Origin of the sequence: Riemerella columbina (genome assembly GCF_030517065.1) — a bacterium.
In the GTDB taxonomy this organism is placed as follows: Bacteria; Bacteroidota; Bacteroidia; order Flavobacteriales; family Weeksellaceae; genus Riemerella; species Riemerella columbina_A.
Map to the genome: position 1 here is coordinate 1,957,011 of NZ_CP103950.1, position 21,287 is coordinate 1,978,297.

Annotated in this window: 20 protein-coding genes, 2 tRNA genes and 5 pseudogenes; 23 read left to right on the forward strand and 4 right to left on the reverse strand. The window is 41.7% G+C overall.

Annotated elements, in window-relative coordinates:
• The first annotated feature begins 66 nt into the window (after nt 1–66).
• The 16 genes and pseudogenes from NYR17_RS09240 (at nt 67) to NYR17_RS09310 (ending at nt 13,866) form a co-directional block, all read left to right on the forward strand.
• Entirely contained in the window at nt 67–819 is a 753-nt protein-coding gene (locus tag NYR17_RS09240) for a glycosyltransferase family 2 protein (protein ID WP_302505417.1), read from the forward strand.
• A 116-nt stretch (nt 820–935) separates the two neighbouring features.
• On the forward strand, nt 936–1,307 hold the full coding sequence (locus NYR17_RS09245; protein WP_302505418.1) for a hypothetical protein: 372 nt from the start codon (nt 936–938) through the stop codon (nt 1,305–1,307).
• Nucleotides 1,308–1,463: 156 nt separating this feature from the next.
• The gene (gene ureA / locus NYR17_RS09250) at nt 1,464–1,766 is read left to right on the forward strand and encodes an urease subunit gamma (RefSeq protein WP_302505419.1); all 303 of its coding nucleotides are present in this window, start codon (nt 1,464–1,466) and stop codon (nt 1,764–1,766) included.
• Nucleotides 1,767–1,785: 19 nt separating this feature from the next.
• Nucleotides 1,786–2,136 (forward strand): annotated as a pseudogene (ureB, locus tag NYR17_RS09670) (urease subunit beta); the annotation flags it as partial.
• A pseudogene (gene ureC, locus NYR17_RS09255) lies at nt 2,125–3,749 on the forward strand (urease subunit alpha). The pseudogenes ureB and ureC, both read left to right, overlap by 12 nt.
• A gap of 72 nt (nt 3,750–3,821) precedes the next feature.
• A complete protein-coding gene (locus NYR17_RS09260) occupies nt 3,822–4,517 on the forward strand; it encodes a hypothetical protein (protein ID WP_302505420.1) in 696 nt (231 codons plus the stop codon).
• Nucleotides 4,448–4,669: a hypothetical protein gene (locus NYR17_RS09265; protein ID WP_302505421.1), complete on the forward strand. Its 222-nt coding sequence runs from the start codon at nt 4,448–4,450 to the stop codon at nt 4,667–4,669. The genes NYR17_RS09260 and NYR17_RS09265 overlap by 70 nt, the downstream gene beginning before the upstream one ends.
• A complete protein-coding gene (locus NYR17_RS09270; RefSeq protein ID WP_302505422.1) occupies nt 4,641–4,961 on the forward strand; it encodes a hypothetical protein in 321 nt (106 codons plus the stop codon). The genes NYR17_RS09265 and NYR17_RS09270 overlap by 29 nt, the downstream gene beginning before the upstream one ends.
• Nucleotides 4,962–4,966: 5 nt before the next feature.
• Nucleotides 4,967–5,657: pseudogene (locus NYR17_RS09275) on the forward strand (urease accessory protein UreF).
• Between the two features lie 68 nt (nt 5,658–5,725).
• A pseudogene (ureG, locus tag NYR17_RS09280) lies at nt 5,726–6,345 on the forward strand (urease accessory protein UreG).
• Between the two features lie 2 nt (nt 6,346–6,347).
• Nucleotides 6,348–6,737, forward strand: coding sequence for a hypothetical protein (locus NYR17_RS09285; protein WP_302505423.1), 390 nt, complete (start codon nt 6,348–6,350; stop codon nt 6,735–6,737).
• Nucleotides 6,738–6,740: 3 nt separating this feature from the next.
• Nucleotides 6,741–7,439: an urease accessory protein UreH domain-containing protein gene (locus NYR17_RS09290; RefSeq protein WP_302505424.1), complete on the forward strand. Its 699-nt coding sequence runs from the start codon at nt 6,741–6,743 to the stop codon at nt 7,437–7,439.
• A gap of 511 nt (nt 7,440–7,950) precedes the next feature.
• A complete protein-coding gene (locus NYR17_RS09295; protein WP_302505425.1) occupies nt 7,951–8,844 on the forward strand; it encodes an urea transporter in 894 nt (297 codons plus the stop codon).
• 315 nt (nt 8,845–9,159) lie between these two features.
• Nucleotides 9,160–11,187 carry a TonB-dependent receptor gene (locus NYR17_RS09300; RefSeq protein WP_302505426.1) on the forward strand — a complete coding sequence of 676 codons (2,028 nt, stop codon included), beginning with the start codon at nt 9,160–9,162 and terminating at the stop codon, nt 11,185–11,187.
• Between the two features lie 73 nt (nt 11,188–11,260).
• Nucleotides 11,261–12,088: an AraC family transcriptional regulator gene (locus tag NYR17_RS09305; RefSeq protein WP_302505427.1), complete on the forward strand. Its 828-nt coding sequence runs from the start codon at nt 11,261–11,263 to the stop codon at nt 12,086–12,088.
• A 251-nt stretch (nt 12,089–12,339) separates the two neighbouring features.
• Nucleotides 12,340–13,866: a Do family serine endopeptidase gene (locus tag NYR17_RS09310; RefSeq protein ID WP_302505428.1), complete on the forward strand. Its 1,527-nt coding sequence runs from the start codon at nt 12,340–12,342 to the stop codon at nt 13,864–13,866.
• A gap of 93 nt (nt 13,867–13,959) precedes the next feature.
• On the opposite strand, the gene NYR17_RS09315 is transcribed toward NYR17_RS09310, so the two are convergent.
• From NYR17_RS09315 to NYR17_RS09325, 3 genes and pseudogenes are all read right to left on the reverse strand, one after another.
• Nucleotides 13,960–14,403: a hypothetical protein gene (locus NYR17_RS09315; RefSeq protein ID WP_302505429.1), complete on the reverse strand. Its 444-nt coding sequence runs from the start codon at nt 14,401–14,403 to the stop codon at nt 13,960–13,962.
• Entirely contained in the window at nt 14,403–14,783 is a 381-nt protein-coding gene (locus tag NYR17_RS09320; RefSeq protein ID WP_302505430.1) for a Rid family detoxifying hydrolase, read from the reverse strand. The genes NYR17_RS09315 and NYR17_RS09320 overlap by 1 nt, the downstream gene beginning before the upstream one ends.
• 48 nt (nt 14,784–14,831) lie before the next feature.
• Nucleotides 14,832–17,443: pseudogene (locus tag NYR17_RS09325) on the reverse strand (putative LPS assembly protein LptD).
• A 21-nt stretch (nt 17,444–17,464) separates the two neighbouring features.
• Between NYR17_RS09325 and NYR17_RS09330 the strand changes: the two are divergent.
• The 5 genes from NYR17_RS09330 to aroQ all read left to right on the forward strand — a co-directional run bounded on the left by NYR17_RS09330 (nt 17,465) and on the right by aroQ (nt 19,782).
• Nucleotides 17,465–18,760, forward strand: coding sequence for an N-acetylmuramoyl-L-alanine amidase family protein (locus NYR17_RS09330; protein ID WP_302505431.1), 1,296 nt, complete (start codon nt 17,465–17,467; stop codon nt 18,758–18,760).
• 59 nt (nt 18,761–18,819) lie between these two features.
• Nucleotides 18,820–18,891, forward strand: a tRNA-Glu gene (locus NYR17_RS09335).
• 90 nt (nt 18,892–18,981) lie between these two features.
• Nucleotides 18,982–19,236, forward strand: a complete 255-nt coding sequence (gene rpsT, locus NYR17_RS09340) for a 30S ribosomal protein S20 (RefSeq protein ID WP_302505432.1) — start codon at nt 18,982–18,984, stop codon at nt 19,234–19,236.
• 5 nt (nt 19,237–19,241) lie between these two features.
• Nucleotides 19,242–19,313 (forward strand) — tRNA-Glu (locus NYR17_RS09345).
• A gap of 58 nt (nt 19,314–19,371) precedes the next feature.
• Entirely contained in the window at nt 19,372–19,782 is a 411-nt protein-coding gene (aroQ, locus tag NYR17_RS09350) for a type II 3-dehydroquinate dehydratase (RefSeq protein ID WP_302505433.1), read from the forward strand.
• Nucleotides 19,783–19,972: 190 nt separating this feature from the next.
• On the opposite strand, the gene NYR17_RS09355 is transcribed toward aroQ, so the two are convergent.
• On the reverse strand, nt 19,973–20,137 hold the full coding sequence (locus NYR17_RS09355; RefSeq protein ID WP_302505434.1) for a hypothetical protein: 165 nt from the start codon (nt 20,135–20,137) through the stop codon (nt 19,973–19,975).
• Here NYR17_RS09355 and NYR17_RS09360 point away from each other — a divergent pair.
• Nucleotides 20,129–20,449: a hypothetical protein gene (locus NYR17_RS09360; RefSeq protein ID WP_302505435.1), complete on the forward strand. Its 321-nt coding sequence runs from the start codon at nt 20,129–20,131 to the stop codon at nt 20,447–20,449. The two genes, NYR17_RS09355 and NYR17_RS09360, sit on opposite strands and share 9 nt — an antisense overlap.
• A 128-nt stretch (nt 20,450–20,577) precedes the next feature.
• Complete coding sequence (locus tag NYR17_RS09365; protein WP_302505436.1) at nt 20,578–20,979, forward strand: hypothetical protein; 402 nt, start codon at nt 20,578–20,580, stop codon at nt 20,977–20,979.
• Nucleotides 20,980–21,287: the final 308 nt, after the last annotated feature.

The window sequence follows — 21,287 nt, forward strand, 5'->3', positions numbered from 1 at the left end:
TAAAAATATTTTCTATGCCCAGCGGCGTTCTCTCCCAAGTTGCGTATCTTTGCAAAAAGAAAAATCATGGCAGAAGTTTCCATCATTACGCCTTGTTATAACGCTTCTCAATTCATTAGAGAAACCATAGAGTCTGTTCTTAATCAAACTTTTACAGACTGGGAATGGTTGATTTCTGACGACCACTCCACTGATCATTCCGTGGAAATTATCCGAGAGTATTCAGATGAACGCATCATTCTCATCACCACAGAAACCAATGGCGGCGCTGGACACGCCAGAAATTTAGCGCTACAAAAAGCCAAAGGCAGATACATTACTTTTCTGGATGCCGACGACCTCTGGACGCCTCATTTCTTAGAGAAGATGCTCCAGTTTATGAAAGCCAACCGTGCCGAATTGGCATATTCTAACTATGCCCGTTGCAATGAAGAGATGGTGCCGCAAATCGCCGATTTTCAAGCGGACAAGGTGGTAACTTTTAATAATTTACTGAAGACCTGTCGGCTATCACTCCTTTCATCTATGTACGACAGCCAGCGCGTGGGCAAAGTATTTTTCCCTGAAGGGACCAAGCGTGAAGACCATATTATGTGGCTCAATTTGCTCAAAAAAATCCCACAAGGGCTACCGCTCCCCAAAACGATGGCAAAGTATAGAATGCACTCCAATAGTGTATCCAGAAAAAAATCTAATATTATAAAAGACCAATATTTGGTTTATAAAGATTATATGAATTTTTCCACCGTTAAATCCCTATACTATACGGCACATTGGGCTTTTAATGGCTTTTTAAAATATAATAAGTGGTTTAATTAAGGTTATTTTTAACATAGTTTTGGGATACCACCTCTATTTTATAACAATTTTGAATAATTAAAGTTTTATTTAAGACAGCACAATCCAAAAGCTTTAGTCTACCCTTGTCTATTGAAATGAGAACCCCAATTTCATCCATATTATCCACAATTACGATTATCATCATCACAATGATGGTGGGGATGATTTCTCTTTCTAAACCCCAACAGAAACACTTCTTTAACCAACAGGCTTCCATTCATTCTGTCCCTAAAACTCACGATTTAGGACACGCTAACCTTTTCGGAGAGATAGACACTGAGGAACTGAGCATAGATGAACACGCCACTGTGGACATCACTTTTCTTACGGGGTACATCCATCAAATTTCAAAAATCACATCAGAAGCAGGGCTAAAAAATAAGGCTATATTAAACTTTCTTCATATCTTTTTCATTGATGATATAGCCTTATACCTCCGCTTCCACACTTTCATTTTTTACCACTAATCTACACGGCTACGCACGCCTATACTCTGCTATAATCTCTACTTGATGCCTTTCATCGTAGCAGATTTAGTATGATTCCTTGTGACCAATGATGCCCTCAACCTTGAGTGTTGAGTGGCTATAAATTGATACTTCTAACTAAAATTTTTAATTAAAATGCACTTAACACCAAGAGAAACAGAGAAGCTAATGCTGCACTTTGCAGGAGAATTAGCACAAAAGAGAAAAGACCGTGGGTTAAAACTCAACTACCCAGAGGCTATAGCGCTTATCAGCAGCTACCTTTTAGAAGGTGCCAGAGATGGGAAATCAGTAGCACAACTGATGCAAGATGGCGCCAAAGTCCTTACCCGTAAAGATGTCATGCCTGGCGTTCCAGAGATGATTCACGATGTACAGATAGAAGCCACCTTCCCAGACGGGACTAAACTCGTAACGGTTCATAACCCTATTCGTTAACCTAAAAAATCCAAAAACAATGATTCCTGGAGAAATTTTTGTAAAAGAAGGCACCATCATTTGTAATGAAGGCAGAGCCACCGTAAAACTAAAAGTCACCAACACTGGTGACCGCCCTATACAAGTAGGCTCCCACTACCACTTTTTTGAAGTGAACAAAGCCATGCAGTTTGATAGAGCCCAAGCCTTTGGTAAAAGACTCAATATTGTCGCAAGTACCGCCGTTCGTTTTGAACCTGGCGAAGAAAAAGAAGTAGAATTAGTAGAAATAGGCGGACATAAAAGAATTGTAGGCTTCAATAATTTGGTAGATGGCAGCATCCTCTCCGAAGCTAAAAAAGACGAAAGCCTAAAAAGAATTGAAAAAGACTTTGTACACTACGGAGACGAAGCCATATTTGGTGGAGGAAAAACCGTGCGCGATGGTATGGGGCAAAATGTTACCGCTAAAAGACACGAAGGCGTTTTAGACCTCTGCATCACTGGGGCTACCATTATTGACCACTGGGGCATTGTGAAAGCAGACATCGGTATCAAAGATGGAAAAATCGTAGGCATCGGTAAAGCAGGAAACCCAGACACGATGGATGGCGTACCCCCAGGAATGGTCATCGGTGCATCTACAGAAGTACACGGCGGTAATGGCTACATTGTAACCGCAGGCGGTATTGATACCCACATCCACTTCATTTGCCCTCAGCAGATTGAAACAGCACTATACAGCGGAGTAACCACTATGATTGGCGGCGGTACAGGCCCTAACGATGGTACGAATGCCACCACTTGTACCCCAGGGAAATTCAACATTCAGAAAATGTTAGAAGCTGCAGATGAATCCCCTATCAACCTCGGATTTTTTGGTAAGGGGAACAGCTCTGCCACAGATACCTAGCAGAACAAGTAGAAGCAGGCGCTTTAGGTGTAAAAATCCACGAAGACTGGGGAGCTACACCTGCCGTTATTGATGCCGCACTAAAAGTTGCCGACCAATACGATGTGCAAGTGGCTATCCACACCGATACACTTAACGAAGCTGGTTTCTTAGAAGACACAATGAACGCCATTAACGGTAGAGTTATTCACACCTTCCACATCGAGGGTGCAGGAGGTGGACACGCACCAGACATCATCAAAGCAGCTATGTATCCTAATGTATTGCCAGCCTCTACCAACCCTACAAAACCTTACACAGTAAACACCATTGATGAGCACTTAGATATGCTGATGGTATGCCACCACTTAAGCAAAAATATCCCTGAAGATGTTGCCTTTGCAGACTCTCGGATTCGTCCAGAGACCATTGCTGCGGAGGATATTCTCCACGATATGGGAGTGTTCAGTATTATGAGCTCAGACTCTCAGGCTATGGGGCGCGTAGGCGAGGTTATTACCAGAACTTGGCAAACCGCAAGCAAAATGCACGACCAAAGAGGCGATTTAGCAGAAGACAAAGGACACGGCAATGATAACTTCCGTGTGAAACGCTATGTGGCAAAATACACCATTAACCCAGCTATTGCACACGGTATCTCTAACTATGTGGGCTCCATTGCAGTGGGCAAAATAGCAGACCTCGTGATTTGGAAACCTGCCTTATTTGGAGTAAAACCAGAAATGACTGTTAAAGGCGGCTTTGTTATCGCAAGCAAAATGGGAGATGCTAACGCCTCTATCCCTACACCACAGCCTATTGTATACCGCAATATGTTTGGTGCTCACGGTAGAGCTAAATATGGCACTTGCGCTACCTTTGTTTCCAAAACTTCTCTGGATAACGGAAGCATCGCAGAATACGGATTGCAGAAATTGGTTCTTCCCGTAAGCAACTGCCGTGGTATCTCTAAAGCCAACTTGATCCACAATGATAAAACCCCAACAATTGAGGTTAACCCAGAAAATTATAAAGTAACCGTAGACGGAGAATGGATTACCTGTGAACCAGCAGAAAAACTTCCATTGGCTCAATTGCATTACTTATTCTAAACCTTAAACAAGGATAAAGCTCGTCTTCGGGTGGGCTTTATCTTCTTCTTTATCATTAAAAAACAGAAAATAATGTCAATTTTAAAACCAATCAAAATAGCCAGTCTTGCCTTATTTACCCTTTTAGGATGGCAGACGGCGAACGCACAACTCTTCGGACACCGTATAGGAGCAGATGAACCAGGCTCCAAAGGCAATATCTTAATCTACGGCGCTTTGGATTACTCTAAAACCAATACCCCAACGGGGAGCAGTTCTAACTTCAGCACTGATCCTGGCGCAGGCATTCCTATTGGAGTGGGATATTTCATCAATAATAACGACTTAATTGGGGTTAATTTTGCGTTTTCCCAAAATGCAGTGAATGGTACCACCACCAACCGTCAAAAAGAAGTCGGCCTTTGGTATAGCCCCTCTGTTATGTTAGGCAAATATTTTGGGCTAATCGCTCAGCTTGATGCACACTATGTATGGGGCGAACAAAATAATGAAAAATATAACGGCTACCGCTTGAGAGCCTACCCTATGTTAGCCTTATTTTTAGGCAACGGTTGGTCGGTTAAATTCAAATTTGGTGAGCTGTCCCTACTTTCCACTAAAAACAGCGCTGGTTGGACTACAGATACCGTGGCAGGACTTAGCGGCACCACCTTCGGCACAGGGATTTCCAAAACCTTTAACCTTAGAAGAAAACAGCTATGCTCATCAACCAAGCCATTGGCAATATCGCCGATACGCCCATCGAGGGCAAAACCATTGATTATTTAGACTTACAATGGTTTGAAACCACCAAAAAAATACAGCGCAAACGGACGCGCAATGGCAAAGACATCGCTATCAAATTCTTACGAGAGGGGCAGCGCCTCCACGAGGGCGATATTCTCTACACCGATGAGCAGTCAGTCCGCTATTGTCGTTAATATTTTGGAAACAGAAGCCATTGTCCTCACCCCACAATCTATGCTGGAAATGGGCACGGTTTGCTACGAAATCGAGAATAAGCATATGCCGCTTTTCATTCAAGATAACCGCGTGCTGATGCCCTTTGAGCACCCTATGTTCCGATGGTTAGAAACCAGTAGCTACCAACCTCAAAAGGAAACGCTAAAGCTGCTCAACCTCCTCAAATCTAATGTGGAACCGCATGCACACGGTGGCAGTGGCACTTCGTTATTTACCAAAATACTCAATTTAGCTTCATCTAAAGAATAACCTCTATGCAAACTTCATTTTTAGGTAACCTCTTGCACTTGGCAGACCCTACCCTCCCCATTGGTGGCTATACCCACTCGAACGGATTGGAAACCTATGTGCAGAAAAAAATCGTGAAAGATGTAGCCTCTGCAGAGACCTTCGTGCGCAATATGCTTCAGTTTAATATGAAGTATAATGATGGTGCCTTTGTCCGCTTAGCCTACGAAGCCGCCGAGAGAAAAGACCTCAGTGCCCTCTTAGCCTTAGATGAGGAATGCACCGCACTAAAATGCCCTCGCGAAATCCGAGAAGCCAGCCAAAAACTGGGGCTTAGAGTGGTTAAGATTTTCCAAAGACATCGGGATTTTGATTTCCTCCGAGACTATGAACAATGCATCAAGGATAAAACTGCAGAAACCCATTACTGTATCGTCTTTGGGCTATTTGCTCAACTGATGCAGATTCCGCTCCACGAGGCGATATTTGCCTTCTACTACACCTCTGCCGTGGGTATTGATCACTAATGCCGTTAAGCTGGTGCCACTGGGGCAGTTAGATGGTCAGGATATGCTCTTCCGCTTGCAGCCAGTTATGGAAACCGTAGCCCAAGAAACCCTCGCCTTAGACCGAGAGCTTGTAGGTTTATGCAATCCTGCATTTGACATCCGCTGTATGCAGCACGAAAGGCTATATTCAAGATTGTATATGTCTTAAAAAAAATCATCACAAATCATCACAAAACATCAAACAAAATTACCATAACAATTTAATACTAAACCATAATGAATACCGAAAGAAAATACATTAAAGTAGGGGTAGCAGATCCCGTAGGCTCAGGAAAAACAGCCCTTTTAGAACGCCTTAGCCACCATATGATGAAAGGCTATAACTTAGGCGTGATTACCAATGATATCTCACCAAAGAAGACGCCGAGTTTATGGCAAAAAACAGCCTCCTTCCACAAGAGTGCATCATTGGGGTAGAAACTGGTGGCTGCCCGCGCACCGCTATCCAAGAAGATGCCAGTATGAATTTAGAAGCTGTAGATGATCTGGTCAATCGTTTTCCAGACATTGAGCTTATCCTGATTGAAAGTGGAGGTGATAACCTTTCTGCCACCTTTAGCCCAGATTTAGCAGATGTTACCATCTTTATTATTGATGTAGCAGAGGGCGAGAAAATCCCAAGAAAAGGCGGCCCTGGCATTACCAACAAAATTGACTTAGCACCGTATGTGGGAGCCAGCTTAGAGGTCATGGAGAACGATGCCCGAAGAATGCGCGGCGGAGAACCTTTTGTCTTCACCAACCTCAAAACCGATGAAGGCTTAGAATCCGTTATCGGCTGGATTAAAAAATATGCCCTTTTAGAAGATATAGAAGAACCTCAATTGGTAAGATAATCATGGATTGTCACTTAAATATTATTGCAGGGTATAAAAACCAACAGTCTTACCTTAAAGACACTTTTGTTACCCTACCATTTAGAGTGGTGCCCACGGGGCAGCGCAAGAATGATGGCAAACTCTACGCTATGGTGATGAGCTCCTCGCCAGGGATCCTCAGTGGCGACCATTACCATCTGAAAATGACAGTAGAAGACCACCTCCCAGAATTGGCAGAACAGATTTATACGCTTTCCTCTCATCAAGCAGATATGGAAGTGGACGTTTCTCTAATGCAGCAAGGAGGTTTGGTAGTTAGAGCTTTAGGGCAAGGCGACGAGGCGCTCTATCAATTCTTTTTAGAAATCCAAGAACTCCTCTGGGAGAACACACTAACCAAAACGGAATAAACTATGGATACAACCTTATGGGCATTGGTCATTACCGCTGTCTCTATTAGCTTTATATATACAGCTTCTGGTCCAGACCATTATTTGCTCCTCATCGTGCTATCTCGCTCCAAACAGTGGAGCCAAAGCAAAACCATCTTTTGGGTGGTACTGTGTGGCTTTGGACACATCCTCAGCTCTGTTATTTTGGGGCTTATCGGTGTATTTTTAGGCTGGCAGCTGGATAAAATTTCGTGGTTCCAAGGCATACAAGGTCATTTTTCGGGTTGGGTGTTGCTCATCTTTGGCGTGGGCTATCTCCTCTATGCCATAGTGCAAGCCTATCGTAATAAACCACACAAGCATTTTGATGTTATGGGTGAAGATATCTATGTCTATGAGCACAACCACGGCGAAATGGTAATGCCACAGAACCGAGTGAAGGTGACGCCACTGGTGCTATTTGCCATCTTCGTGATGGGGCCCAGTGAACCACTAATTCCGCTGTTGTTTTACTCTGGCACCAAGCATTCTGTCACTGAAATTATTGTCCTCATCACAGCATTTACACTAACCACCGTTCTCACAATACTTGTGATGGGGCTCTTGGGAAGGTACGGCTATACCTTGGTACAGTCCGACAAAATAGAACGGTATATGAATGTGATTAGCGGTGCTGTGGTCACCCTCTGCGGCATCGGGGTGCTCTTCTTAGATTGGTAGGAATGGTAGAAAAAAGAATTTCTATCCTATTATAGATACCATATTCCTCAAAAAAAAGAAGCCATTAGGGTTTGATTGAATACCGATAGGGTGTGTTTTAAAGCCTACAACCCTTAATTTAATACCCAATAGGATCTAATTTAATACCCAATAGGGTCTAATTTAATACCAATAGGGTATGCTTTACAGCCTGCAACCCTTAATTTAATACCCAATAGGATCTAATTTAATACCCAATAGGGTCTAATTTAATACCAATAGGGTATGCTTTACAGCCTGCAACCCTTAATTTAATACCCAATAGGGTCTAATTTAATACCGATAGGGTATGTTTTAAAGCCTGCAACCCTTAATTTAATACCCAATAGGGTCTAATTTAATGCCGACAGGGTGTGCTTTAAAGCCTGTAACCCTTAATTTAATACCGACAGGGTGTGTTTTAAAGCCCTCAACGCATTGCGATAGAACCGATCAAATCAAATAATAACATAAAAAACATTGAAAAAACGATATGAAATCATTAGCAAAACAAGCTCCATTTGTAGATAAAATCCTTAAAGGTATGAGGCAGATTATATTGCAAGAAAATAGCCTTACGGGGTTGTTATTTATCATCGGAATCTTCTTAGGCAGTTGGGAGATGGGGATTGCCGCCATCTTAGCCACTGCCTCGGGGACGCTGACCGCTCAGTTTTTAAAATACGATGAGGAAGAAATAAAGCAAGGACTCTATGGCTTTAGTGCCGCGCTGGTTGGTGTTGCCCTAACTTTCCTCTTTGAAGCCACGCCGCTCATTTGGGCACTGGTTATCATTGGTGGAGCTCTGGCTGCCGTGATCCAGCATTTCTTTTTTGTAAAGAAAATTCCTGTGTTTACCTTACCTTTTATCCTCATTACTTGGGGGCTGATGTTTGTCTTGCATAAATTTACCCATATCGCTCCTTCGCAAGCGCTATCTGCAGCACCCCCCATCACAGATTTAGACGATTTTGCGACCTCTACCAACGGTTTTGGCGAGGTGATTTTCCAAGGGGGCTTTATCTCTGGCGTATTGTTTTTTATTGCGGTATTCATCAACAACCCTGCGGCAGCGCTATATGGCCTATTTGCCTCGCTATTGGGGGCATCCCTCTCCCATCATTATGGGGAACCTTCGGAAACGGTACACTTAGGGTTTTTCAGCTTTAATGTGGTGCTTTCCGCCATTGTCTTTGCAGGGTGGAAAAAGATGGACGGACTGTGGGTGCTCGTTGCGGTGGTGAGTACTTGGGTGCTTAACATTGCTTTTGTAGAAACCCATATCTTAGATGATTTTGGTGGCGTGTTCACTTTCCCTTTTGTGGCAGGAACATGGGTAACACTACTTTTGAAAAATCTAATCCCTACCAAAAAGCAAGAGTCTTAAAACAATGAGCATCCAGTATACCAATGAACCAGAGGACTTTCATTGATAAGAAAAAGCAATCCCCTATCTTTATATTATCATAAGCGATAAAACAAAAATAGGGGATCACAAAAAATGAAAAAACTACTCTTTACTATTGAGACACTTGCTCAACAAATGGTAATGCTAAAATACAAAAATAATTGAGAGCATAAAAAATATTTAGCATTTTTTAGGAGAGAAATTAAGACGAAACTTTACCATAGTGATAAAATACAGCCCTAAAAATGTAGCTTGCTATTAGAAACAACCGTACCTTTACAAAAAATAATATCTATGAATCAAAAACATTTTGCTATTGTAGCATTAGCTACTTTATGTAGCGCCACTATGAGCGCACAAGAACAAAAAGACAGCCTTTCTGGCAAAGAAAAAACCATCGCGATTAAGGAAGTTCTGCTAAGGGGCAATGATTTTACGAAAACTATTGCTAAAATAGACCTCAACAAAATCCCTGTAAATACCTCCCAAGACCTCCTGCGCAAAGTTCCAGGGCTATTTATCGCCCAGCACGCAGGCGGCGGCAAGGCGGAGCAGCTCTTCCTAAGAGGTTTTGACTCTGACCACGGAACAGATGTTGCGGTCTATGCTGATGGTATGCCTGTGAACATCGTGTCCCACGCGCACGGACAAGGCTATGCAGATTTGCATTTCCTCATCCCAGAAACCATCAACACCATTGATTTTGGCAAAGGGGCTTATTATGCCGATAGAGGGGACTTCAACACCTCTGGTTATGTGGATTTCCATACTTATACAGCCTTGCCTTATAGTATGGTCAAGTTGGAGACAGGCAGCTTCAACACCCAGCGCCTCTACACGCAGCTGAACCTCATCAAAGATGATTATAAAACAGAAAATGCCTATGTAGCCGCCTCCTACAACTACACGGATGGTCCTTTTGATGTAAAACAAAACTTCAACAGAATTAACTTTTTTGGTAAATACAACCGCTGGCTCAGCCCTACGCAATACCTCAACTTGCAGGTGAGCGCCTTTAGTTCCGCGTGGAACGCCTCTGGGCAAATCCCTACGCGCGCCGTGGAAGAGGGCATCATCAGCCGTTGGGGCAGCATAGACCCCACCGAAGGCGGCAGCACACACCGCATCAATGCTTTGCTTCAATATAAACAAAACCTCGGCGAGGGCGAAAATTGGGAAAGCAGCCTCTGGTATAGCCGCTATGCCTTTAACCTCTTTTCTAATTTTACTTTCTATATGGAAAACCCAACTCAAGGTGATGAAATCCAACAGACCGATGGCAGACACATCTTCGGTGGCGAAAGTAAATGGACCAAAAACACAGATCATATCACTTGGACAGCAGGAGCAGGCTTCCGCCATGATGTCATCAACACCCTACGCCTCAACCGAGTGCACCAGCGCAATGAACTCTTGGGCACCCTTTCTGATGTCTTCGGTAGAGAAACCAACATCCACGCCTATGCGGGGTTCACTTGGAGAAAAGATGGTTGGACCCTCAGCCCTGCCCTAAGAGCGGATCATTTTATTTTTAATCTTCAGGACCGCCTCCACCAAGGGCTCCCTATCTCCGAAGATGAAAGCAAAACCGCCATTAGCCCTAAACTGGATATTTCCTATGAACAAAGCCCTAATGCGCTATGGTTCTTAAAATCTGGAATGGGCTTCCATTCTAATGATATCCGTGTGGTTATTGCTCAAAAGGGGAAAAATATTCTGCCATACAGCATCGGTGCTGATTTTGGGGTGCGCCTAAAACCTACTGAGAGTTTAATCATTACACCTACCATTTGGTACACCTACCTGCAGCAAGAGTTTGTCTATGTAGGAGATGAGGCGGTGGTAGAGCCTTCTGGCAGTACCCGAAGATTGGGCGCAGACTTAGGAATCCGCTATCAACCGAATAAACATCTTTATTTTAATGCTGATGTTAGCTATGCCCACGCCAGATTTATCCACGAGCCTCAAGGTGAAAATTATATTCCATTGGCACCTGTATGGGTAAGCACGGGCGGTATCGGTTGGGATTTCCTCAATGGTTTTACGGCAAATCTGCAATACCGTATGATGGGACAAAACCCAGCTGTAGAAGACAACAGCATCACCACAAAATCTTATTTTGTAAACGATTTGCTCCTCTCCTACACGCGCCCAAGATGGGGTATTTCTGTACAAATCCAGAACCTCTTCAATGTAAAATGGAACGAAGCGCAGTTCGCTACGGAAACACAACTCCGCGGAGAGCCTCAACCGATTACAGACCTCACCTATACCCCAGGTACGCCTTTCTTTATTAAAACAGGGGTATTTGTTAAATTTTAAATCATAAAAGGGTGTTCTCTGCAAGCCATATCTTGACCTCAAGAGAACGCCCTTTTCCTTATCACAATAACCGATGAAAGACCCAGAAGAGATTCGTATCCTTAGCAATTTTGAATACAAGCGGCTGTTCTTACCTAACATTACGGAAGAAATTCTCAACAACCGCTCCAATATCCAACTGTACCGTTTAGAGTTTTATCTTCGGGATATTCTCATCCCTGTAAAACCCTACCGTACTACCTTTAACTTCTTGCTATTTGTAACAAAAGGTTATATAAAACAGCATTCAGATGGTGAGGCATTTACCGTGAACGCTGGGGAATTTTTATACATTCGCCAAGGTTCTATTACCGCAACTTTGGAGATAGATAGTAATGCAAAGGGCTACTTTCTCATTTATGAAAACGAGGTATATAGCCACCCTAATTTTGCGCTTAATCCGTCTAAACTATCCTTTATTCCGCCTTATTTTAACTCTCAGTATATTGGGTTTAGCCATTTCATCAAAACATTAGAATTAATGGAGTATGAGCTGCTCATCAGCCATTATAGAGATAACGAAATTGTCCGTTCCTACCTGCATATTGTCTTGCCCAAAATGTTACAGCAAACAGACAAATATCCTAAGAATATCAGCCGCGCTATGGAGGTTTCCTTTCAGTTTCGTAATTTGCTGTATGAATACCATAAGGAAGAAAAAAAGGTACTCTTCTACGCAGATAAAATGGGCGTTACCGAAAACTACCTCAACAAATGCTTAAAAGAAGTAACAGGCAAAAGCCCTAAACAGTGGATCAATGAGGTGGACATCAACCACAGCAAACACCTACTACAAGGCGATAAGACCATTGCAGAGATTGCCTATGAGCTGAATTTCCAAACGCCTTCTCATTTTGCGTAGGTTTTCAAAAAGATTGTGGGCATTTCTCCTAAAAGCTACCGAGACTTGGCACAGAAAACCAACAACTGACAATTTGACACTTAAAAAATCATCACAAAAATAGAGCTAAAGCAAGTATTATTTCAAAATAAATCTTAATCCTTGTTAAAAATTAGTTAAATACGACCAACACACCACCAAATAAAAAATACTTTGACTTATTTTTGCATAGTATTTGTTAAACAAGTTGAGAACAATTAAATTAAGACAAGATGAGAAATAATATTAAAAAACTACTTCCGTTAGCTGCCGTAGGGGTGATCTCTGCCGCAACAACTTTCGGGACTATAGAGTATTTTCACAAAGACAAAACTGAAGATACCTCTTACTTCCACACTGCGAAAAGCGATAGCCAATTTGCAAGCCTTAATGCAGCGGCAATAAGCAATAATTTCGTGAAGGCGGCAAAAACCACCGTACCCGCCGTGGTTACCATTAAGAACTATCAAAACAACAGCAATAGAAGACAAGGCGCTTCTGACCAAGATTTATTTGATTTATTCTTTGGCGATCCTTTTGGTAGAAGCCAACAGAGAAGACAGCAACAGCAGATGCCTCAGGATATGCCTTCTGGCTTGGGTTCTGGCGTTATCATCTCTCCTGATGGCTACATCATCTCTAACAACCATGTGGTGGCAGGGGCTAACAAACTGGAAGTGACCCTTAACAATAAAAAAACCTATGTAGCAAAGCTCATCGGAACCGACCCTTCTACCGACATTGCTTTGTTAAAAATAGAAGATAGCGGCTTGCCTTATCTTAACTTTGCCAATTCGGATTTGTTAGAAGTTGGGCAATGGGTAGTGGCTGTGGGTAACCCTTTGGGGCTTAACTCTACAGTAACCGCAGGGATCGTTTCTGCCAAAGGGCGAAGCATCGATTTGCTAAGACAACAATCTAAAACACCTATTGAAAGCTTTATCCAGACCGATGCCGTTATCAACCGTGGTAATAGTGGTGGTGCCTTAGTGAACATCAATGGAGATTTGGTGGGTATTAATTCCGCAATTTCCTCTTCTTCTGGATACTATGAAGGTTATGGCTTCGCCGTACCCTCTAATCTTGCTAGAAAAGTAGTGGAAGACATCAAAAAATTCGGAATGGTACAGCGTGGTTTCTTAGGTGTTAATGTTTTAAACCTTTCTGATGAAATGGCAGTAAAAAACTACAATCAGAATGAGAAAACCAACCTAAAAATAGGCAGTGGTGTGTATGTTATCAATACTTCCGACAACAGCGGTGCGGAGGATGCTGGTATCAGAAAAGGAGATATTATCACTAAAATAGACAATCAAAATATTTCTGATTATGCCGACCTTTCTTTAGCTATTGGTAGAAAAAGACCTGGCGATGAGGTGAGTGTAACCTACCTAAGAAATGGTAAAACCTATACTGTTACGGCAACTCTAAAAGATCAAAAAGGGAATACCAAAACTCGTACTAAAGCGGACTTAACTGTTATTGAAAAATTAGGTGCCCAGTTCCAGCCACTTAGTGAGGATAATAAGGTTTATTATGGTCTAAAAAGTGGTGTTGTAGTCACCAACTTAGAGGAAAACAGCCTACTGGCCACCAAAACAGGGATAGACAATAACTACATCATCACAGAAGTGAATGGCAAACCTGTAAACTCTCAAAAAGACATTGAGAAAATCCTTAGCGGTTACAAAGGTCCTGTATCCATCAAGTTTTTAGATGTGTACGGCAGACTGACCAGCAGAGGTTTCAATATGCCTTAATATAGTCACACCAATTTTTCATAAGACCATAGAAAAACCTTCCTCAATGATGAGGAAGGTTTTTTGTTTTTTACTTAATACATTATGATGACGCTATGCTTTTGGCGGTATTTTCTTTTTTCTATTCTTCTCGTAGAGGACTTCCACAATCTTGCCGCCGAGCCAAGAGAATGGGAAAAAGATTAAAAATATCGCGATTTTATAAAAAGTAGGATGATAAGGGAAAATCATCACATCTAACATCGCTAAAAATAATAAGATAAATCCGATGAGAATGGCATAAGCCACTTTGGCGTATTTAACCACTATGGCAGTCACCACACCGCCCACCGTAGCGGCAATCCCTGAAGAAAACAACAGCACCACAAAAAAAGAATCCTGATGCCTTACCTTAAAAAGCACGCGCTCCCATTGTTCAAACGGCGAGAAAGCCTCACCGCTAATCCACGATGGATTGAGCCTGATGCCAAAGGTAATGATGAGCCCCGCCACCGCGAGCCCCAACAAAACGCCTATGGTATTTCTTAAAAAATCCATTAGAATTGATGTGCTATCATAGAAATTTCCACACTCACCCCTTTCGGTAATCGGCTCACTTGAATGGTTTCTCTCGCGGGGAGCATCGTTTCATCTAAATAAGAAGCATAGATGCCATTGACCACCTCAAAATCGTTCATATCTTGGAGGAAAATCGTGGCTTTCACCACATGAGAAAAAGACAAGCCCGCTGCAGATAGTATGGCGACTAAATTCCTCATCACCCTATGGGTTTGTGCTTCTATGCCTTGCTCTACCTCGCCTGTCTCTGGGTTGATGGGGATTTGCCCAGAGATATACAGCACGCCCTGCACCATATTGGCTTGTGCATAAGGTCCGATGGCGGCTGGCGCTCCTGTTGTGGATATAATGGTTTTCATTTTTAAACTTTTAAGATTACAAATATAATATTTTTTCAATAGGCGGCACTAAAAATCTCCAGTCTGTGGGAAACTTCGGTCTTCGTACTTCACGGCATCTCGTAAAATATTGGCTTTTATCCCAATAAAGAAATCATAAACTTTGTACGCCCCAAAAGGCACCCAATTAAAATTGATGGTAAAACTCCGCTGGTCTCTTGAAAAGCCCAATCTGGTGTAGCCCCAAGTTTTGTTGATGAAATCATAATTGGTACTGCCATTAAGGCTCCAGTACGGCGTTAGCTTGATATTTCCATTTAAACCAATGGCACCCACTTTCGTCCCAAATTTAGAAAGAGAGCGGGAATAACTATAATTGGCATTGATGCTTAAATTCCAAGGCTGCTCAAAGTAGGCATAATGCTGATCATCAAACTGATAGACCTCTTGCATAACAGCACCTCGGGTTTTGTATTCCTTTTTTTTCTTGTCTTTGCTTTGGAAAATAGCGTTGGACAGCGGATAAGACAACTGAATGTTAAAGCCTTGAACGCTAAAATGTCCAAAATTTTCAAGCCGCGTGCCCGTGGTAGCACCAGGTTCATAAACGATTTGATAAGGGTCTAACGATAAACTGGTATTCACATTGAGCTGATTATTCAGGAATGAAGACTGGGAGCTGATGTTAATCATAGACCATTTGAATTTTTCCGCTGCAAAATTATACCCTCCAGAGATGTTGATATTTTCAAAAATCTTCACTTTTTTAACCCCTGTGGAGTCGGATTTAGAGCGGACTTTCATCTCCAAATTATTATTGATATTAAAACCTATAGACTGCGATAGCCCTCGGGAAGGCGATCCAAAAACACCGCCATCAAATATAGAATACGGCGTAATGGCACCATCTGCGGCATAATAATTTTGGTAATAGCCCCAATTGGTTTGGCTAAAATCTGGTGTGTACGAAAAGCTAACACTCGGCGAAATGGTATGCCTAATCGCTTGTATTAATGAGGATTTTTTAAAATTAGCCTGTCCATAAAGCATGGTTTGTAAACTCGCCGAAGTGGAAAAAGTGGTAAATCCCGCGATGTTTTTTTGGTAATTATCCACCACCTTGTCCTTAATAGGGTCGTAGGTTTTGTGGAGTGTCTTGGTGGTGAGCACATTCTCCATATTTACGCCGAGAGAGAAGGTAAAATATTTAAACACCGTCGTGTTGGTAGACAGAGAAACTGGAATTTTAATCCCTGTTTGCATTTTATCCCACATCGCTTTGGTGAAAGCCTCGCCTTGGGCAATATTCACATAATTGTTGAGCGCCAAACCTGTGTTCACATTGATGTTTTCAATCAGCCCTTGTCGCACGCCTGTTTTAGGCTTAAAGAGGTAAAACTGATTAACCGCTACATTGAGCTGTGGCAAGCGGATATTGGCTTCGCCAGTGGTAAAATTTTGAGAATAAGAAGCGCTCCCCGTAATGATGATCGGCAGGGTTAGAAATCGTTTCGTAACGCTGATGGACGAGTTTTGCTGCGTTCGGAGCACATCTTGGTTGAAGATATAATTATTGTTAATGGTATTGTTATAAAACTTGCTGCTCACCATATCCACCGATGCCGAAAAGTTGAAAAAAGGATTGGCTTTCGTATCCTGTTGGTGGCGCCAAGCCACTCTATAAGTATTGGATTTGGAGTAATCATCTAAGCCCTTGATGCCTCGCACGGTGGTGCCGATATCCGCAGAAAAACTACCGCTGTATTTGTAATTTTTCTTATATCCCAACTCGGGGCGGATGTTCCAACTGCCTTTGGTATAAAAATCAAAATAGGTTTTAAGGTCAAAATGCTCGCCAATGGGCTGGTAATAGCCTAAATTATTGAGGAAGAAGCCCACGTCTTCTCGCTCCCCAAAGCTGGGAATTAAAATCCCTGCCGTTCTCTTTTCCGAAAATGGCAAAATAGCAAAAGGCAGCACCAATGGCGTAGGCACTCGCTCTATATACATTTGGATGGGGCCTGTAATCACTCGGGAGTTTTCTTTCCCTTTGATGAGTTTAATGTTGGGCGCCAGCAAGTAATAGTCTGCCACGGTGTCTTTTTTCTTGATGAACATTTCATCTGTGGTGTAGAGCCCATTCCGCATAAAAAAAAATAGAGTCGTTCACCTTTTTGGTTTTTTGAGCGACAATCACGCCCTCTTGCTCCTCAGTGCGGGCATTATAGGCGATGGCTCTTTTATTTTTAAAGTTGAATTTAACCTCGTTATATTCGTATTTTTTACCCGCTTGGGTAGAGGTAGCAGGATGGATAATCTTACCTTGCTCATCTTGCTCACCACGGGCAAAAATATCGCCAGTCTCCCAGTTGATGGAGATATAATCCGCATCTATCGTCATATCCAAATACTGCACTTGGGCGTTTTTATTGAGATAAGACATTTTTTTTAGGAATATCATTGCGGTTATAATCCGCCTTCATCTTCACTTGCCCTTCTATAAACTCCTTCTGTGGCAATGTATCCTTAGGAGACACCGCTACGCTATCCTTGATATTTTTAACCTGTTTTAATGATGTATTTTGTGCTAAAAAACTGTTAAAAATTAGGATAATTAAAATATGTAAAGTATTTTTGAAGCCGTTTTTTATCAAGGTCTTGTATTGAAAATTAAGCGTCAAAAATAATAATTTTTATCAAATATGAACACAGGTAGCCGTTTATTTAACATAAAAAAACCTTTAACTCTCCTATTGAGTCTTCTATTTTTAGCCTCTTCCGCACAGAAGAAATTCACCATTGTATTAGATGCAGGGCACGGCGGCAGTGATTTTGGCGCCAATAGAAAATATAGCGATTTAGGTCATGTCATAGAGAAAGATATCGCCTTGGCCGTTACCCTAAAACTCGGTGCGCTATTGGAGAAAAACAAAGATTTTAAGGTTATCTATACCAGAAAAAGTGATGTTTACCCCAACCTGACTTCCAGAACCAACCTTGCCAACCGCTCCAAGGCAGACTTATTCGTCTCTCTCCACTGTAATGCGGTCAATAGAAATTCCGCCTACGGCACCGAAACTTTTGTGCAGGGTCCCGACCAAAACGATGTGAATTTAGAAGTTGCCAAATCTGAAAATGATGTGATTTATTTGGATAAAGAAGACCGACAAACCTTCGCTTCCTATGATCCAAAATCGCCAGAATCGCTGATTGCGCTTAAACTCCAACAACAGAAATATTTAGAACGAAGCCTGATCATCGGTAGTTTGGTGGAAGAGAATTTCACCAATAAAGACCACCGCTATTCCAGAGGGGTTAAACAGAAAAATCTCCATGTGCTCAGGCTTAACGCGATGCCTTCTATTTTAATCGAGATGGGCTTTATCAGCAATTATGATGAAGCGGCGCTGCTGAGCTCCTATTCTGGGCAAAAAGCCATCGCCGAGAGCATCTATAAAGCCATTACCGATTATAAAAAATTAGCCGACCGCGCGGGTGGACAACTTACCGCCAACCAAATTCCTGAAAAACCAAAAGAGCAACCACTCAAAAATGATTTCAGAGTATTATTGATGAGCTCTCCTGATAAATTTAACGAAGGGGATCCTGCCTTAAAAGGGCTCAACTATATCCTCACGCTCAAAGAAAATGGCTTCTATAAATATTATTACAGCACCACCAACTATGCTTCTGTTAAAAATAGCAATGTTAAAACGGCAAAAGATGCTGGATTTAGAAACGCCGTAGCCATCAGTTTTGTTCCTAACCAGAAGTTGGCACAAGGCTATTATACATTAGAAGTTGCAGTAACCGACCGCAAGTTAGGGCGAGATTCTTACATCCTGAACACCCTAAATGAGGTAGAAAGAACCCGCAATAATGGTAAATTCTACTATACTTATGGCAAATTCTACACCTTAGAAGAGGCGGTAAAAGAGATGAAAAACTTAGAATCCAAAGGTATTAAGAACATTGTGATAGAAAAAAAATCAAAATAATCTGAAAAAATATTTTGCAAAAACAAAAATAGTTGTATTTTTGCAGTCCGAAATAAAGCGGCCTATTCGTCTAGTGGTTAGGACTCAAGATTTTCATTCTTGCAACAGGGGTTCGATTCCCCTATAGGCTACAAAAACTTCTTAACGAAGTAAAAAAATATTAAAAAAGTTTTGTAATTAAAAAAATTAGCATATCTTTGCAACCAAGTTTTTAGAAAGTTATGGCAAATCATAAATCAGCACTTAAGAGAATCAGACAAAACGAAGCAAGAAGACTTCGCAACAGATACTATCACAAGACAGCCAGAACTGCTGTAAAAGTATTAAGAAACGAAGAAGACAAACAAGTTGCTACAGAGAAATTACCAAAAGTAATCTCTTTAATCGATAAATTAGCAAAGAAAAATATTATTCATAAGAATAAGGCAGCTAATTTAAAGAGCAAGTTGACTAAGCATGTTAATAAATTAGGTTAATAGATGGCCCGTTCGTCTATCGGTTAGGACTCAAGATTTTCATTCTTGCAAGAGGGGTTCGATTCCCCTACGGGCTACAAACCTCAGATAATATCTGAGGTTTTTTTATTTTTAAGCCTCACAAAAATCACTCCTATGAAAATACTCATCATCAACGGTCCCAACCTCAACCTCCTCGGCACCAGAGAACCCGAAATTTACGGCAATATCCGTATGGAAACGGTTCTCAGCGAACTACAAAATAGATACAACCACGAGATTTTATACTATCAATCTAATATAGAGGGGGAACTGATCAACAGAATTCAAGAGGAGGATTATGATGCGCTAATCATCAACCCTGGGGCGTTCACGCATTATTCCTACGCCATTGCTGATGCCCTTGCCAATTTAAAAAAGCCTAAAATAGAAGTCCACATCAGCCATATTTACAAAAGGGAAGCTTTTAGACAAAAATCCGTAACCGCGCCCTATACCGATGGTATTATTTCTGGTTTTGGCGTTAAAGGCTACCATTTGGCTGTACAAAATTTGGTTGAGGGGTAGATAGATTTTTGCCTTTATTCATTAAATGTTTCAAGTCAATTAGAAAGTAGATCTCAATTGAAATTTTATCATCATTTTTAATCTTTAGGTTTATATTTACAAATAAACTTGTATATTTGTTTTCATATAAATTCTAAAATCTATTCTTATGAAAAGAAAAATGATGCCACTATGCTTTATGTTTTCGGGCTTATTGCTGTTTGGATGTTAAGGCAAATCCACAAAAAACACAGCCACAGAGGCAGATCAGCCGCTTAGCGTTGCCCACACCTCCACCGAAAACGCCACGCCTCAGCCCCAAGCCAAGGACTTCAAAATCCTCTTTGGCGAGACCTACGAGCGCCCAATGTCTCATAGCGAATACACCGAAAATGTGACCCGCACTTACATTCAATACCGTGATTTTCCGAAGGTGGCGTTTCCTGTAGATGTGCCTGGTAGCACCGAGTTGAACTTCTACCCAGAGATGAAACAAGGTTTTGATAATGATCAGGTTAATGGAAGAAATAGCCAAAATATCGTGTTTAATTTCTACACCGAATATGCCGATACGGGTAATATTTATATCGGGACTGCGGAGGGCGACCGTCTTTGGGTTTTCTGTAAAAAACGAGCGAAAGCGATGATATTTCCTTTGATTTTGAACTCATCGGCGAGTATAAAATAACGAACCAAGGGCTGCAACTCATCTTCAAAATAGATGACCACCCGTACCAATCTCAGCAAAAAAAGCAAGCTTTTTTTGAGAAAATCAAGTATTCGCCAGCGCAAATTCAAGCGTTTATTCGCCAAGATTTGATGAACTCTTTGCATCAAAATCAGTCGCCTAAAATGGACAGCTACAGCTACTACACCCACCGACTGCGCGACTATTTTTGGTGGCTGGATCTATATGAAATACGGCCTACCGATGAGGAGGATCTAAGCGATTTTAAGGGCATTTATCCCACCGAAAACTACGAATATCCGTACGACTTTCTTTACCAATGTGGCAACGGTGATGCACCGCCTTTGGTCACGAAAACCACTTTTAGCAACGAGAAAAAAGAGCCTTATTTCTACACCGTAGACCTCACCGTTTACTATAGCGATCGCCCTAATGATCAGTCTATTTCTTGCCAATGGCGCATCCGCCTCGTGCAAATCGATGGCTTCCTCTATATTGATGATTATAAGAATATTTCAGTTTTTGATTGAATGATTAAGTGATGTAAAAATTGGTGAAGATGTAAATTGGTAAAGTTGGCAGTGAACCTCCGAAAGCCTTTTCTATGATGAGAGGTTGAATGGTTTTATCCCAAATTCAAAGGTTGAGAGATTGAAAGCTCAAATGGAAAAGCTAAAATAATTGGACAACCTTGAGAGGATAATTTTGGGAGTGCTCAAAAACTTCTGGTTTAATATTATTGCCCTTAACTTTACAAATTCTGCATCATGCTGCATAAAAAAGGGAGATCACCATAAAAGTGCCTCCCTTTCTACAATCAAATGATTGATTTCAACCC

What these genes read in the sequence shown, in the direction of transcription:
- NYR17_RS09240 (WP_302505417.1), top strand. Translation starts at nt 67, where the DNA reads ATGGCAGAAGTTTCCATCATTACGCCTTGTTATAACGCTTCTCAATTC.
- NYR17_RS09245 (WP_302505418.1), top strand. Translation starts at nt 936, where the DNA reads ATGAGAACCCCAATTTCATCCATATTATCCACAATTACGATTATCATC.
- ureA (WP_302505419.1), top strand. Translation starts at nt 1,464, where the DNA reads ATGCACTTAACACCAAGAGAAACAGAGAAGCTAATGCTGCACTTTGCA.
- NYR17_RS09260 (WP_302505420.1), top strand. Translation starts at nt 3,822, where the DNA reads ATGTCAATTTTAAAACCAATCAAAATAGCCAGTCTTGCCTTATTTACC.
- NYR17_RS09265 (WP_302505421.1), top strand. Translation starts at nt 4,448, where the DNA reads ATGCTCATCAACCAAGCCATTGGCAATATCGCCGATACGCCCATCGAG.
- NYR17_RS09270 (WP_302505422.1), top strand. Translation starts at nt 4,641, where the DNA reads ATGAGCAGTCAGTCCGCTATTGTCGTTAATATTTTGGAAACAGAAGCC.
- NYR17_RS09285 (WP_302505423.1), top strand. Translation starts at nt 6,348, where the DNA reads ATGGATTGTCACTTAAATATTATTGCAGGGTATAAAAACCAACAGTCT.
- NYR17_RS09290 (WP_302505424.1), top strand. Translation starts at nt 6,741, where the DNA reads ATGGATACAACCTTATGGGCATTGGTCATTACCGCTGTCTCTATTAGC.
- NYR17_RS09295 (WP_302505425.1), top strand. Translation starts at nt 7,951, where the DNA reads ATGAAATCATTAGCAAAACAAGCTCCATTTGTAGATAAAATCCTTAAA.
- NYR17_RS09300 (WP_302505426.1), top strand. Translation starts at nt 9,160, where the DNA reads ATGAATCAAAAACATTTTGCTATTGTAGCATTAGCTACTTTATGTAGC.
- NYR17_RS09305 (WP_302505427.1), top strand. Translation starts at nt 11,261, where the DNA reads ATGAAAGACCCAGAAGAGATTCGTATCCTTAGCAATTTTGAATACAAG.
- NYR17_RS09310 (WP_302505428.1), top strand. Translation starts at nt 12,340, where the DNA reads ATGAGAAATAATATTAAAAAACTACTTCCGTTAGCTGCCGTAGGGGTG.
- NYR17_RS09315 (WP_302505429.1), bottom strand. Translation starts at nt 14,403, where the DNA reads ATGGATTTTTTAAGAAATACCATAGGCGTTTTGTTGGGGCTCGCGGTG.
- NYR17_RS09320 (WP_302505430.1), bottom strand. Translation starts at nt 14,783, where the DNA reads ATGAAAACCATTATATCCACAACAGGAGCGCCAGCCGCCATCGGACCT.
- NYR17_RS09330 (WP_302505431.1), top strand. Translation starts at nt 17,465, where the DNA reads ATGAACACAGGTAGCCGTTTATTTAACATAAAAAAACCTTTAACTCTC.
- rpsT (WP_302505432.1), top strand. Translation starts at nt 18,982, where the DNA reads ATGGCAAATCATAAATCAGCACTTAAGAGAATCAGACAAAACGAAGCA.
- aroQ (WP_302505433.1), top strand. Translation starts at nt 19,372, where the DNA reads ATGAAAATACTCATCATCAACGGTCCCAACCTCAACCTCCTCGGCACC.
- NYR17_RS09360 (WP_302505435.1), top strand. Translation starts at nt 20,129, where the DNA reads ATGTCTCATAGCGAATACACCGAAAATGTGACCCGCACTTACATTCAA.
- NYR17_RS09355 (WP_302505434.1), bottom strand. Translation starts at nt 20,137, where the DNA reads ATGAGACATTGGGCGCTCGTAGGTCTCGCCAAAGAGGATTTTGAAGTC.